This window comes from Azospirillum sp. TSH20 (assembly GCF_003115935.1).
In the GTDB taxonomy this organism is placed as follows: domain Bacteria; phylum Pseudomonadota; class Alphaproteobacteria; order Azospirillales; family Azospirillaceae; genus Azospirillum.
This window is the reverse complement of the sequence record NZ_LGQU01000136.1, coordinates 1-12,269: the sequence shown is the minus strand read 5'-3', so window position 1 is coordinate 12,269 and position 12,269 is coordinate 1. Positions and strand designations below refer to the sequence as shown.

At 67.3% G+C, this 12,269-nt stretch carries 12 protein-coding genes; 4 read left to right on the top strand and 8 right to left on the bottom strand.

Going from position 1 to position 12,269, the window contains the following annotated elements:
- Positions 1 to 88 precede the first annotated feature (88 nt).
- The 6 genes from TSH20_RS30055 to TSH20_RS30030 form a co-directional block, all read right to left on the bottom strand.
- On the bottom strand, positions 89 to 547 hold the full coding sequence (locus TSH20_RS30055) for a cache domain-containing protein (protein ID WP_109156154.1): 459 nt from the start codon (positions 545 to 547) through the stop codon (positions 89 to 91).
- Positions 548 to 603: 56 nt separating this feature from the next.
- The gene (gene pedF, locus TSH20_RS30050; protein ID WP_109156155.1) at positions 604 to 1,032 is read right to left on the bottom strand and encodes a cytochrome c-550 PedF; all 429 of its coding nucleotides are present in this window, start codon (positions 1,030 to 1,032) and stop codon (positions 604 to 606) included.
- Positions 1,033 to 1,236: 204 nt separating this feature from the next.
- Entirely contained in the window at positions 1,237 to 3,003 is a 1,767-nt protein-coding gene (locus tag TSH20_RS30045) for a methanol/ethanol family PQQ-dependent dehydrogenase (protein WP_109156156.1), read from the bottom strand.
- Positions 3,004 to 3,241: 238 nt separating this feature from the next.
- Complete coding sequence (locus TSH20_RS30040; protein WP_109156157.1) at positions 3,242 to 4,207, bottom strand: quinoprotein relay system zinc metallohydrolase 1; 966 nt, start codon at positions 4,205 to 4,207, stop codon at positions 3,242 to 3,244.
- Positions 4,204 to 5,085 carry a quinoprotein dehydrogenase-associated SoxYZ-like carrier gene (locus tag TSH20_RS30035; RefSeq protein ID WP_109156158.1) on the bottom strand — a complete coding sequence of 294 codons (882 nt, stop codon included), beginning with the start codon at positions 5,083 to 5,085 and terminating at the stop codon, positions 4,204 to 4,206. The genes TSH20_RS30040 and TSH20_RS30035 overlap by 4 nt, the downstream gene beginning before the upstream one ends.
- A gap of 235 nt (positions 5,086 to 5,320) precedes the next feature.
- Positions 5,321 to 6,199, bottom strand: coding sequence for a transporter substrate-binding domain-containing protein (locus TSH20_RS30030; protein WP_109156159.1), 879 nt, complete (start codon positions 6,197 to 6,199; stop codon positions 5,321 to 5,323).
- Positions 6,200 to 6,395: 196 nt separating this feature from the next.
- Here TSH20_RS30030 and TSH20_RS30025 point away from each other — a divergent pair, with 196 nt between their 5' ends.
- Genes TSH20_RS30025 through TSH20_RS30010 form a run of 4 tightly spaced genes read left to right on the top strand, consistent with a single transcriptional unit; the run spans position 6,396 to position 10,208 of the window.
- Positions 6,396 to 7,619, top strand: coding sequence for an ABC transporter substrate-binding protein (locus TSH20_RS30025; protein ID WP_247874547.1), 1,224 nt, complete (start codon positions 6,396 to 6,398; stop codon positions 7,617 to 7,619).
- On the top strand, positions 7,616 to 8,593 hold the full coding sequence (locus TSH20_RS30020; RefSeq protein WP_109156160.1) for a YVTN family beta-propeller repeat protein: 978 nt from the start codon (positions 7,616 to 7,618) through the stop codon (positions 8,591 to 8,593). The genes TSH20_RS30025 and TSH20_RS30020 overlap by 4 nt, the downstream gene beginning before the upstream one ends.
- Positions 8,594 to 8,628: 35 nt before the next feature.
- On the top strand, positions 8,629 to 9,393 hold the full coding sequence (locus TSH20_RS30015; protein WP_109156161.1) for an ABC transporter ATP-binding protein: 765 nt from the start codon (positions 8,629 to 8,631) through the stop codon (positions 9,391 to 9,393).
- Positions 9,390 to 10,208 carry an ABC transporter permease gene (locus TSH20_RS30010; RefSeq protein WP_109156162.1) on the top strand — a complete coding sequence of 273 codons (819 nt, stop codon included), beginning with the start codon at positions 9,390 to 9,392 and terminating at the stop codon, positions 10,206 to 10,208. Before TSH20_RS30015 ends, TSH20_RS30010 begins: the two co-directional genes overlap by 4 nt.
- 4 nt (positions 10,209 to 10,212) lie before the next feature.
- Here the strand turns inward: TSH20_RS30010 and TSH20_RS30005 are convergent, their stop codons facing one another.
- Together TSH20_RS30005 and ada are read right to left on the bottom strand one after the other, a co-directional pair.
- Positions 10,213 to 10,911, bottom strand: a complete 699-nt coding sequence (locus TSH20_RS30005; RefSeq protein ID WP_247871250.1) for a 2OG-Fe(II) oxygenase — start codon at positions 10,909 to 10,911, stop codon at positions 10,213 to 10,215.
- Positions 10,908 to 11,996 (bottom strand): bifunctional DNA-binding transcriptional regulator/O6-methylguanine-DNA methyltransferase Ada, encoded by a 1,089-nt coding sequence (ada, locus tag TSH20_RS30000; protein ID WP_109156163.1) that lies wholly within the window; start codon positions 11,994 to 11,996, stop codon positions 10,908 to 10,910. Before ada ends, TSH20_RS30005 begins: the two co-directional genes overlap by 4 nt.
- Between the last annotated feature and the right edge of the window lie 273 nt (positions 11,997 to 12,269).

Genomic DNA, 12,269 nt, shown 5'->3' with positions numbered 1-12,269 from the left:
CGTGGGAGAGCCGGGCGGCCAAGTTTCAGAAGAACAGGTCTCAGGGCATCGACCGGGGACGGCGCGTCAGGCGGCTACTGACGCGCGCTCACTGGTCATAGGTCCCCGCCCCGACGATGTAACCGCCGTCGCGGGTGATGTAGGAATGCTTGTGCTCGACCTTGTTGGTCTGGCGGTTCAGCCAGACATAGTCGATGACGGCGTTCGGCTTTTCCTTGGTTTCCGAGATCATCGCCTGGACGATGGGCTTGCCTTCGGCGTCCTTCAGATTGGCGGCGTCGGTCCCGGCCAGCTTCGGGTTGGCGCCGGAGGCCACGTAACGGCCGTCGGTGTCGAAGACGAAGACATACAGCTCACCGCGGCGGAAGCTGCCCTTGGGGTCCTGGAAGGCCTTGGTCGCCTCATCCGGCCCTTTGGCCTTCAGGTAGGCGACGGCGTCGGCGACCAGCGACTTCGCCTGTTCCGGCGTGGCGTGATCGGCCGCGAAGACGGGAGCGGCCAGCAGGGCGGCCGCGACGGCGACCAGGGATGCGGTTCTGCGAATCATGGATGACCACCTTGGATGTGAAGCGTGGAAGAGAAGAGCCAATGATCCGGCAGGGGTCATTCCTCGTGCACGGTTTCCAGCCAGGAACGGATCGACCACAGAGCCTCCTGGCCCAGCGCCTCGCCGAACTTCGGCATATAGGTCACGCCGTTGCGGATCGAGCCGTTGGTGACGCGCTCCTTGAACCACTCGTCGCCGGCGTCGCCCTTTTCCAGATAGCGCAGGTCGGGAGCGATGCCGCCGGACACAGCACCCAGGCCGTGGCAGCGTGCGCAGTTCTGGTTGAAGGCCGACGAGCCGATCTCGATGGCGCGCTCGTTGCCGCGGTAGGGATTGCTGTCCCGCCAGGTCTCGCCCAGCTTCTCCAGACCCGTGGTGTCGACCGGCTGGGGAACGACATCGCCATGGGCATAGACCAGACCGGGGAGAGCGACGGCGCCGATCAGACCAACGGCGGCGGCAAGTCGAATAATCCGTGCATTCATGAGAAAGACGTTCCCTCTGTTTCTAGCCGTCCTGCGGCTTTTGCTTCGCATGAGCAGACGTTATCAGCAGTGGGACGCGCGAATAATTGGACTATGGTAGGACATCGGGGAAAAGATAACGAAATCATCTAAATAGGGGCAGGCACGGGAATGGGCGGACCGGATCGCTCCGGCCCGCCCCATCCCGCTTGGCCGCTCTTGCGGTCAGGCCTTCGGCAGCTTGAAGACCCAGAGCGAACCGCCCTGGTTGATGTCCTTCACCAGCTTGGCGACGTCGCCGCCCCACAGCGGCACCGCACCGCCCCAGCCGGAGACCACGGCGACATACTGCTCGCCGTCCATCTTCCAGGTGACCGGGCTGCCGACCACGCCGGAGCCGGTCTGGAACTTCCAGACTTCCTTGCCGGACTTGGCGTCGAAGGCCTTCAGATAGCCTTCCGGCGTGCCGGTGAAGACCAGATTGCCGGCAGTGGTCAGGACGCCGCCCCACAGCGGGGCCGGGTTCTTGTATTCCCAGACGATCTTGCCGGTCTTCGGATCGACGGCGCGCAGCGCGCCGATGTAATCGTCATACAGCGGCTTGATGGTGAAGCCGGCGCCGAGATAGGCGGCACCCTTCTTGTAGGTGATCGGCTCGTTCCAGATGTCCATGCCCCACTCGTTGGCCGGGACATAGAACAGCTCGGTCTGCGGATTGTAGGCCATCGGCATCCAGTTTTTGGCACCCAGGAAGGCGGGAGCCGCGAAGACCGATTTGCCCTTGGCGTCGTGCGCATCGCCGGTGGCCGGCGCGCCGGGCCGGTTGTCGTCGTTGTAGATCGGACGGCCGGTCTCGATGTCGATGCCCTTGGCCCAGGTGATCTTGGTGACGAAGGGCGAGGCGTTGATCAGCTTACCGTTGGTGCGGTCGATGACGTAGAAGAAGCCGTTGCGGTCGGCCTTGCCGCCGGCCTTGATGACCTTGCCGTCCTTCTTCAGGTCGAAGGACACGAACTCGTTCACGCCGTCGAAGTCCCAGCCGTCATGCGGCGTGGTCTGGTAGTGCCACTTGATCTCGCCATTGTCCGGATTGATGGCCAGAGTGGACGAGGTATAGAGGTTGTCGCCGGGGCGCAGGTGCGAGTTCCAGGGCGCCGGGTTGCCGGTGCCGAAGAACAGCGTCTTGGTCTCCGGGTCATAGGTGCCGCCCAGCCAGGTGGCGCCGCCGCCGGTCTTGTACATGTCGCCCGGCCAGCTGGCATTGGTCTTGCCGGTGACGGTCGACTCCTTGCCGTTCAGCGTGCCCATGTTGCCTTCGATGGTCGGGCGCTGCCAGACCAGTTCGCCCGTTTCGGCATCGCGGGCCTCGACCATGCCGATGACGCCGAACTCGCCACCGGAATTGCCGGTGATGATCTTGCCGTCGATGATCAGCGGGGCGGCGGTGTTGGAATAGCCGTCCTTGTATTCCTGCAGCTTCTTGTTCCACACCACCTTGCCGGTCTCGCGGTTCAGCGCGACGAGGCGGGCGTCCAGCGTGGCGAAGTAGATCTTGTCCTTGTAGATCGCCGCGCCGCGGTTCACGACGTCGCAGCAGGGCATGATGCCGTCGGGCAGGCGGTGGTTGTATTCCCACTTCTTGTGGCCGGTGCGGGCATCGACCGCATAGAGGCGGGAATAGGAACCGGTGACGTAGATGGTGCCGTCATAGATGATGGGCTGGGCTTCCTGCCCGCGCTGCTTCTCGCCGCCGAAGGAGAAGGACCAGACCGGGACCAGCTTCTTCACAGTGTCGGCGTTGAGGTCGGTCAGCGGGCTGAAGCGCTGGGCCTGCGGCCCCATGCCATAGGTCAGGACCGCTTCGGTGTTGGTGGCGCTCTTCAGCAGATCGTCGCTGGACGGGCCGGCCGGGGCGTCGGCGGCCAGGACGCCGGTGGCGCTGAACGCGGTCAGCGAGGCTGCCAGGGCGAGACTTGTAACCAGGCGCTTCATATGCGGTTGCCTCCCAAAACTGATGATGACGGCACCGCCCGGGGCATGACCCGTCCGTTGCCGCCGGACGGGCGGGTCCGGCGGGCGATAGCGGGATCGGGGCGGCTTTTTAAGCTTTTGGCGGCCGAAGGGACCGCGTCGCTTTACGATATCGGCAGTGTAGACGGATGATCTGTTGGGTAAATTGTCGGATAGTAGCAGGCGTAAACGTCAGCCGGCCGCGCTTCACCCCCGCACTTCAATTGACCTGCGGCAGAGCAGCCTGTTCGATCTTCGGCCAGAGATGGGCGACGGAGCGGCGATACTCTTCGCGCAGCACGTCCAGCACTTCGAATCGCTCAGGGATCGGCAGTTCCAACGCTTCCGCCATGTCGAGTCCGGAATCCACCGCATGGCGCAGCGTGCCGTCCAGCCAGGTCAGCCAGTCGCGCGTCTGGGCGACGCAGGCCTTGTCGGGACGGATGTGCCCGTGGTTGGGCACCAGCAGCCGGATGTCCAGGCCGTCGACCGTATCCAGCTCCTTCAGCCAGTCGGCGACGGTGGCATGCGGGGTCGTCGGCGTGCGGTCGCAGAAGACCACGCCGCCGGTGAACAGCACGCCCGTCGTCTCGTCCAGGATCATCAGGTCGGCGGCGGTGTGACCACTCAGCGGGATCAGCCGCAGCCGGTGGTCGCCGAACTTCACGGTCGAGCCATAGACCGGCTCCGTCGGCACCGTCACCTCGGTCCCGCGCATCCAATCGCCGACCAGCCGGTACATGTTGTCGGCGATACCGCTCCCCTCCTCCTGGATGCCGGCGATGGTGCCGGGCAGGGCCGCGATGGGAACGTCGGCGAAGGCCTGGGAGCCCAGCCAGTAATCGGGATGCAGGTTGCTGATGAAGACCTTGCGGATCGGCTTTTCGGTGACCTTGCGGATGGCCGCGCGCATCTCCTCGCCATAGCGGCGCGACGGGCCGGTCTGGATGACGATCACCCCGTCGGCGGTGACGATGAAGCCGGCATTCAGGATGTTGCCGCCGTTGGCGCGGGTGAAATGCTTGGTCGAGCCTTCGAACACATAGGTGTCGGGGGCGATGCGCGTCGGCTTCAGATCATAGGTCAGCGGCCCGGCGGCCCGCGCCGTTCCTGTCGCCGCACCGACCATCAGGGCGGCGGCAACGGCGGTGGTCAGCGCCAGCCGGCGCAGAAGCGGCATGGTCATTGCCCGACACTCCAGGGCTGATCGGCGGGCTTCAAGGACATCGCCGGCCTCATCGCCGGCTGGGCGCCGGGCGGCGGCATCGGAATCGTCGCGCGGATTTCGCCGCCCTGGTTGTCCCGGCCGCGCAGCACCAGCGCCGTGGCGTCCGGCGGAGGACGCACGTCCAGCGAGTAGACCGGATTCTCCGATACCGGCTCCAGACTGTCGATCCGCGCCAGTTCCGGCGCGCCGCCGGGGGTCTGCGCCTCGACCTGCAGGGTTTCGATGAAATAGGCGGGGATGCCGTCGACGAGGCCGGTGTCGTTGGGATGGCGGATGCGCAGCCGCAGCCGCGCCACCCCATCGGTGTTCGCCGGCCACAGCCGGGCCTGCACCTCGCCGACGTGGTCGGCCCAATCCTTCTGGGCATAGGAGGCCGGCGGTGCGCTGCAGCCGCCACCCGCCGCATCCACCATCACGCCGGAGACATGCCACACCCCGTCGGCGGTCCGTGCCGCGCCGCGCACGGCGGTGGCCTGCTGGATCTTGATGCGGGTGGCGATGTAGGGCGCGGCGGTGCCGGGGTGATAGCGCAGCACCAGCGGGAACGGGTTGAGGTCGGCGATCGCCACCATCTCCACCACATGGCCCAGCGCCGTGGCATCGACCGAAACCGGCACCGCGCGCGTGTCCTCCGCCGCCGCCGGGGCGTTGACCCTGACGGCATCGTCGAACACCACCGGGGCGCCGGCGAAATACTGGTCGCGCAACGCCTCCCACATCACCGAGTTCAGCGGGTCGCGAGTCAGGGGATCGGATGGAGAGCTTGCGGCGAACGCCGTGCCTGCGACGACGATAATCGCGCCGGCAAGTCCCATTTGGCGCAGGGCGTACTTCATGCATCTCCTCGCGAGCGAAAGAAACGACCTATGGGCTCCCACGGGGCTATGGTCGTTGTTCGGCCGTCATCCCCGCGAAGGCGGGGATCCAGACGCTTCAGGCAGTCAATCAACAGGTCCGCTGGATTCCCGCCTTCGCGGGAATGACGGCCGAGAAGAGCTGTGGCTACGCTCCAGTGGCATCGCTCGCGAACCATGAACCACCTTCGAAGTGCGCGCACCGGGTCGGGTTTTCTCACTCCACCAGCGGCGGCGGCGTGTGGGTCGCGCCATAAGCGGCGAAGATCCTGCCCATGGTCCCGTCCTCGGTCAGCGCCGTCACCGCGTCGCCGATGCTGTAGGCGAGGTCGCGGGCGTTTTCCTTGGTCGCCATGCCGATGTTCCAGTTGGAGGTCATCATGCCCGGCAGGGCCACGGTGGTGACCGGGAACTGCTCGGCCCGCGCACCCAGCGCCGCCTGCACCTGGCTCAGCGGCGCCAGCACCGCCGCAGCCTCGCCGGAGGTCAGCTTCTCGATGGCGGCCTCGGGCGTCGGGCAATGGATGACGCGGCTGCGCAGCCGGCCGCCCTGCAGGCCCAGCAGGAAGAAGTCGGGAACGCTGTCGATCTCCACCGCGATCGGCTCGTCCGGCAGGGTCGCCAGCACGGCGGAGCGCACCCGCTGCGGGTCGCGGGCGAGCGCGAACACCTCGTGATGATAGGGGCCGAACAGCACCGCTTCCGGATTCATCAGCCCGAATTGCTTGTCATAGGGGATGTGCATCATGATGTCGGCCAGCTCCCCGCCGAACAGGCTGCCGCGCCAGACCGCCACCCGCAGATCGTCCGACACCGTCTCGCCGGGGATCTGCTCGTAGATGTCGGCCTTGACGCCCAGCTTCTCCGCGATCGCCTTGGCCAGATCGACATCGATGCCCACCAGCTTGCCATCGCGCTGGAAGGAGAAGGGCGGGAAGTCGCGATAGACCGCCACGCGCAGTCGGCCGCGCTCCATCACCTCGTCCAGCGGCCGGGCGTCTGCACTCCGCGGAACGCCGAGTGCGGACGCGATTCCGACAGACGCGCAGCTTGCGGCCAGTCCGGACAGGAATCGGCGGCGGGTCACATACGCCATGGCAAGTCCCGGCAGTGGTGGTTTCATCAAGGAACGGGCAGCCAGGATAGCCATCGCTCCGTCACACCAATAATTGGACTTTCGTACAAGACGGAGCGCCGCCCCCGCCGTCGCCTGTCCATCCTTCCATAGTCGCATTCCGCCATCCGGATTCGCCCGATAGGCTGCACACCAAACAGTTGGCGTTCCGACGGATATGATGACCAAGCCCTGCCTTTCCGGCCTTCTCCGCAGCGCATCGCTGGCCGCCCTCGCCGTCGTCCTGCTCGCCGGGACGCCCGGTGCCGGTGCCGCAGCCCAGACTGTCGGCGAGATCCGCATCGGCCTGCTGTCGCAGACGCCGGAACCACCGCCCTCCGTCGCCAACCCCGACGAGCCGGCGGCCGACGACGGGCTGGCCGGCGCGAATCTCGCCATCGCCGACAACAACACGACCGGCAAGTTCCTCAAGCAGACCTTCCTGCTCGACAGCGTGGAGGTGCCGCCGGACGGCGATACCGCCGCGGCCTTGCGCGAGCTGGCCGGCCGCGGCGACCGCTTCGTCATCGTCGACGCCCCGGGCACCACGGTGGAAGCCCTGTCGAAGCTGCCGGAGGCCCGCAACCTGCTGCTGCTGAACGCCAACGCGCCCGACGACGCCCTGCGTGGCAGCGCCTGCGCCGCGAACCTCATCCATGTGGCCCCCAGCCGGGCGATGCTGGCCGACGCGCTCGGCCAATATCTGGTGAAGAAGCGCTGGCCGCGCTGGTTCCTGGTCACCGGCCGCCGGCCGGAGGACAAGCTGTACGCCGATGCGATCCGCCGCACCGCCAAGCGCTTCGGCGCTCAGATCGTGGCGGAAAAGGAATGGACCGCCGAAAGCGACGTCAACCGCACCGCCGAATCCGAAATCCCGGTCTTCACCCAGACCAAGGCCTACGATGTGCTGGTCGTCGCCGACGAGGTCGGGGAGTTCGGCGACTACCTGTCCTACCGCACCGCCGATCCACGCCCGGTCGCCGGCACCCAGGGGCTGGTCCCCACCGTCTGGCATCGCACCCATGAACAATGGGGCGCGGCACAGCTGCAATCCCGCTTCAAGGCGGCGGCCAAGCGCCCGATGACCGCGCGCGACCACAATGACTGGACCGCCGTCCGCGTGGTGGGCGAGGCCGCCGCCCGCACCCGCACCGCCGACCCCGACCGCCTGATCGCCTTCATCCAGTCGCCCGACTTCACCATGTCGGCCTTCCGCGGCGCCCCACTCAGCCTGCGGCCCTGGGACGGTCAGCTGCGCCAGCCGGTGCTGCTGGCCGCCGACCGGTCTGTGGTGTCGGTATCGCCGCAGGAGGGATTCCTGCACCCGCGCACCGAACTGGACAGCCTGGGCTACGACCAACCGGAAACGCTCTGCAAGACGCGAGGAAAGACCAAGCCATGACCGCCGCCCGCTTCACCGGCATCTCCTTAGCCGCCCTGATCGCAGCCACCGTGGCGACGGCCGCCCCGGCCCAGACCATCTATGTATCGAACGAGAAGGACAACACCCTCTCGGTGATCGACGGCAAGACCATGGCGGTCACCGACACGATCAAGGTCGGCAAGCGCCCGCGCGGCATCACCCTGTCGAAGGACGGCAGCCAGCTGTTCATCTGCGCCAGCGACGACCATGCGGTGCAGGTTCTCGACCTCGCCAGCAAGAAGATCGTCCACAACCTGCCCTCCGGCGAGGATCCCGAACAGTTCGCCCTCAGCCCCGACGGCAAGAACCTGATCATCGCCAACGAGGACAGCAACATCGTCACCGTGGTCGACGTGCCGACGCGCAAGGTCGCCTTCCAGGTCGATGTCGGGGTAGAGCCGGAGGGGATGGACGTCAGCCCCGACGGCCGCTGGGGCGTCAACACCTCCGAGACGACCAGCATGGTCCACTGGATCGACATGGAAAAGCGCGAGGTGGTCGACAACACGCTGGTCGGCCCGCGCCCGCGCTACGCCCAGTTCACCAAGGACGGGTCGCAGCTGTGGGTTTCGTCGGAGATCGGCGGCACCGTCAGCGTCATCGACACCGGCACCCGCAAGGTCACGAAGGTCGTCGATTTCCACATCAAGGGCGTCGCCAAGGACCGTATCCAGCCGGTGGGCGTCAAGCTGACCGACGACGGCCGCTATGCCTTCGTCGCACTCGGGCCGGCCAACCACGTAGCGGTGGTGGACGCCAAGACCTTCGAGGTGAAGGATTACCTGCTGGTCGGCCGCCGCGTCTGGCAGCTGGCGCTGACGCCGGACCAGAAGATGCTCTACACCACCAACGGGGTCAGCGGCGACGTGTCGGTGATCGACGTCGACAGCCTGAAGGTGACGAAGACGGTCAAGGTCGGCCGTTATCCCTGGGGCGTGGCGGTCAAGGGTTGAGACAAACAGGGGCTGAGGCAGAGAGGAACGGTGGAATGACGGTGCCGGCACTGGAGGTCGAAGGACTGCGCCACAGCTATGGCGGAAACCGCCTCGCGCTGGAGGATGTCGGCTTCCGCGTGATGCCCGGCGCCTTCACCTGCCTGCTCGGCCCCAACGGCGCAGGCAAGAGCACGCTGTTCGCACTCGCCACCGGCCTGCTGCGGCCGACCGCCGGACGGGTGCGCATCCACGGCCACGACATCGCGCAGGCATCGGGCGACGCACTTGCCCATCTGGGTGTGGTGTTCCAGCAGCCGACCCTCGACCTCGACCTGACGGTGGTGCAGAACCTGCGCTATTTCGCGGCCCTGCACGGCATCGGCCGGCGCGAGGCCGACCGCCGGATCGAAGCGGAACTCACGCGCCTGTCCCTGTTCGAACGGCGGACGGAAAAGGTCCGCGCGCTGAACGGCGGCCATCGGCGGCGGGTGGAGATCGCCCGTGCCCTGCTGCACCGCCCCACCCTGCTGCTGCTGGACGAGCCGACCGTCGGACTGGACATCCCCGCCCGCCGCACCCTGATCCGTCACGTCCACGCCCTGTGCGCGGAGGATGGCATCGCCGTGCTGTGGGCCACCCACCTGATCGACGAGATCGACCCCGCCACCGACCATGTGGTGGTCCTGCATCGCGGCCGGGTTCGCGCCAACGGGCCGGTCGCCGCGGTGAATGAAGAGACCGGCTGCGCCACCGTGGCGGAGAGTTTCGACCGGCTGACCGCCGCCCGGCCCACCGCCGAGGTGGAGGCCGCAGCATGACCGGCCGGGGGTTCGGAGGATGGTGGATCGCCTTCCGGGGCATCGTCGCGCGCGAGGTGCTGCGCTTCGTGCATCAGCGCGAGCGCTTCCTCGGCGCGCTGGTCCGGCCGCTGGTGTGGCTGTTCGTCTTCGCGGCGGGGTTCCGCGCCGCGCTCGGCATCGCCATCATCCCGCCTTACGAGACCTACATCCCCTACGAGGTCTACATCGTGCCGGGGCTGATCGGCATGATCCAGCTGTTCAACGGCATGCAGGGCTCGCTGTCGATGGTCTATGACCGCGAGATGGGCAGCATGCGCATCCTGCTGACCAGCCCGCTGCCCCGCGCCTTCCTGCTGCTGGCCCGCCTGCTGGGCGGGGTGGTGGTGTCGGTTCTCCAGGTGGCAGCCTTCCTGCTGATCGTCCGGCTCTACGGCATCGACCTGCCGGTCTGGGCACCGCTGACCGTGCTGCCGGCCCTGCTGCTGAACGGGCTGATGCTGGGGGCGCTCGGCATGGTGCTGGCCTCCACCATCCGCCAGCTGGAGAATTTCGCCGGGGTGATGAACTTCGTGGTCTTCCCCCTCTTCTTCCTGTCCTCCGCCCTCTATCCGCTCTACCGCATGGAGGAGGCCGGCCCGCTGCTGTGGTGGCTGTGCAGCCTCAATCCCTTCACCCATGGGGTGGAGCTGATCCGCTTCGCGCTCTACGGCCGCATCGACGGGCTGGCGCTGGCGGTCGTCACCGGCGCCACCCTGCTGTTCGCGGCGCTGGCGGTGCGCGGCTACTCGCCTGCGCGCGGCATGGGATCGCGAGCGCCGTCGGCAGCGGGGTGATGCGTCACGCCGCGTCGTGGAAGATGATGCCCAGCGTATAGCGCGCGCCCGACCGCACCGGGCTGACGCCATGGCGGTGCCGAACGCGGTAAGTGCCGCGCGTGCCCTGCACCGGGCGCTGGTCCACCGCAAAGATCACCGCCTCCCCCAGGCCCAGCGGCACGACGGTGGCGCGCGACTGCATGCGCGGACGCTGCTCGGTCAGGACGAATTCGCCGCCGGTGAACTCCGATCCCGGGGCCGACAGCAGGATGGCGACCTGCAACGGGAATACCGTCTCGCCATACAGATCCTGATGCAGACAGTTGTAGTCGCCGGGACCATATTTCAGCAGCAGCGGCGTGGGCCGGGTCTGTCCGGCCGCGTGGCAGCGCTCCAGGAACTCCGCATGGTCAGCCGGATAGCGGGTGTCGAGCCCCATCGCGACCGCCCAGCTGTTGGCGATAGGCGCCAGCCGGTGGTAGAGCGGCCCGCGCAGGGCGGTGATCGGCTCCGGCAATGGGTGGGTGAAGTATTTGTACTCCCCCTTGCCGAAGCCGTGCCGCTCCATCACCACCCGGCTGCGGAACGGGGTGTCCTGCTCATAGAGCCCCGCCAACGTCCTGCAGGTCTCGCCATCCAGCAGCGGCCCCACGACCGCATGGCCGACCGACTCCAGCTCAGCTTCGATGCGCATCCAGTCCAGCGTCTCCAGAATCCTCAATGCGCCGCCTCCTTGCGCTCGCGGTCCAGCAGGTCCCGCTTGCGCTCCACGCCCCAGCGATAGCCGGACAAGCCGCCATCGGACCGCACCACCCGATGGCAGGGAATCGCCACGGCGATCGGGTTGGCACCGCAAGCCCGCGCCACCGCCCGCACCGCCGCCGGCTCGCCAATGGCGTCGGCGACCTCGGCATAGCTGGCGGTCCGACCGGCCGGGATGGCGCGCAACGCCTGCCATACCCGTTGCTGAAAGGCGGTGCCGCCGATATCCAACGGCAGGTCGAGCCCCGTCCCCGGCGCCTCGACGAACCCCACCACCTGCGCCACCGTCGCTTCGAAGGCCGCATCCCCGCCAATCAACTCTGCTTTGGGGAAGCGGTCCTGCAGATCACGAAGCAGCAAGTCGGGATCGTCGCCCAGCAGGATCGCGCACACCCCGCGCTCCGTCGCCGCCACCAGGATCGAACCGAGCGAGCAGACCCCGACCGCGAAACGGATCGTCTCCCCCACTCCACCCTTGCGGTAACTGGTCGGTGTCATCCCCAGCCGCGCCCCCGCGGTCTCGTAGAACCGTCCGGAGGAGCCATAGCCGGCCTCATAGATCGCTTCGGTCACGCTGCCGGCCTGCTGCAACGCACCGGCGACGCGGGCGGCGCGGTTGGCCTGGACATAGGCGCGCGGCGTGACGCCGGTCACCTGCTTGAAGATGCGATGGAAGTGATGCGGGCTCATCCCCGCCGCCGTTGCAAGCTCCTCCAAGGGAGGCGCCTCCTCCGCCTCCTCGATCAGGCGGCAGGCGCGGGCCACGGCCTCGGCCCGGCGGTCGTTCTGGCTCGGTCCATCCGGCCGGCAGCGTTTGCAGGGCCGGAACCCCGCCTGCTCCGCCTCGGCATTCCCGGCATAGAACACGACATTCTCAGGCCGCGCCGGCCGCGCGGCGCAGCTCGGCCGACAATAGACGCCCGTGCTGCGGACTGCGTAGACGAAGCGTCCATCGGCGGCAGGATCGCGGCTGCGCAACGCCTCCCAGCGCTCAGCCTCCAAGCCGATCGCGTCAGAGGTGACGGTGTCGAGTGCGACTGTCATCTGTCCTTCTCCCCGCTCGAACCTTACAGGTTCCGTGGTGCGATGAGGGAGCAATCTGAACCACCAGCCCGGCCGGCACACTCCGCCGCTTGCTTTCGAATTGCGGCTCTGTGCGTCAAACGCCGAAACGCCCCGGCTCGTGTGAACCGGGGCGTTTCGATGTGGTGTGAAGATGCAAGCTTATGCTTCGTGATTGAGCGTCTCTTGAGCCTGAGTGACCTGGCGGCGACCTACTCTCCCACGTCTTAAGACGCAGTACCATTGGCGCGGAGG

Bases quoted from the DNA above. Each gene is read 5' to 3' on its own strand.
- TSH20_RS30025 (WP_247874547.1), top strand. From the start codon at position 6,396: ATGATGACCAAGCCCTGCCTTTCCGGCCTTCTCCGCAGCGCATCGCTG.
- TSH20_RS30035 (WP_109156158.1), bottom strand. From the start codon at position 5,085: ATGAAGTACGCCCTGCGCCAAATGGGACTTGCCGGCGCGATTATCGTC.
- ada (WP_109156163.1), bottom strand. From the start codon at position 11,996: ATGACAGTCGCACTCGACACCGTCACCTCTGACGCGATCGGCTTGGAG.
- TSH20_RS30030 (WP_109156159.1), bottom strand. From the start codon at position 6,199: ATGGCGTATGTGACCCGCCGCCGATTCCTGTCCGGACTGGCCGCAAGC.
- TSH20_RS30010 (WP_109156162.1), top strand. From the start codon at position 9,390: ATGACCGGCCGGGGGTTCGGAGGATGGTGGATCGCCTTCCGGGGCATC.
- TSH20_RS30055 (WP_109156154.1), bottom strand. From the start codon at position 547: ATGATTCGCAGAACCGCATCCCTGGTCGCCGTCGCGGCCGCCCTGCTG.
- TSH20_RS30040 (WP_109156157.1), bottom strand. From the start codon at position 4,207: ATGACCATGCCGCTTCTGCGCCGGCTGGCGCTGACCACCGCCGTTGCC.
- TSH20_RS30020 (WP_109156160.1), top strand. From the start codon at position 7,616: ATGACCGCCGCCCGCTTCACCGGCATCTCCTTAGCCGCCCTGATCGCA.
- pedF (WP_109156155.1), bottom strand. From the start codon at position 1,032: ATGAATGCACGGATTATTCGACTTGCCGCCGCCGTTGGTCTGATCGGC.
- TSH20_RS30015 (WP_109156161.1), top strand. From the start codon at position 8,629: ATGACGGTGCCGGCACTGGAGGTCGAAGGACTGCGCCACAGCTATGGC.
- TSH20_RS30045 (WP_109156156.1), bottom strand. From the start codon at position 3,003: ATGAAGCGCCTGGTTACAAGTCTCGCCCTGGCAGCCTCGCTGACCGCG.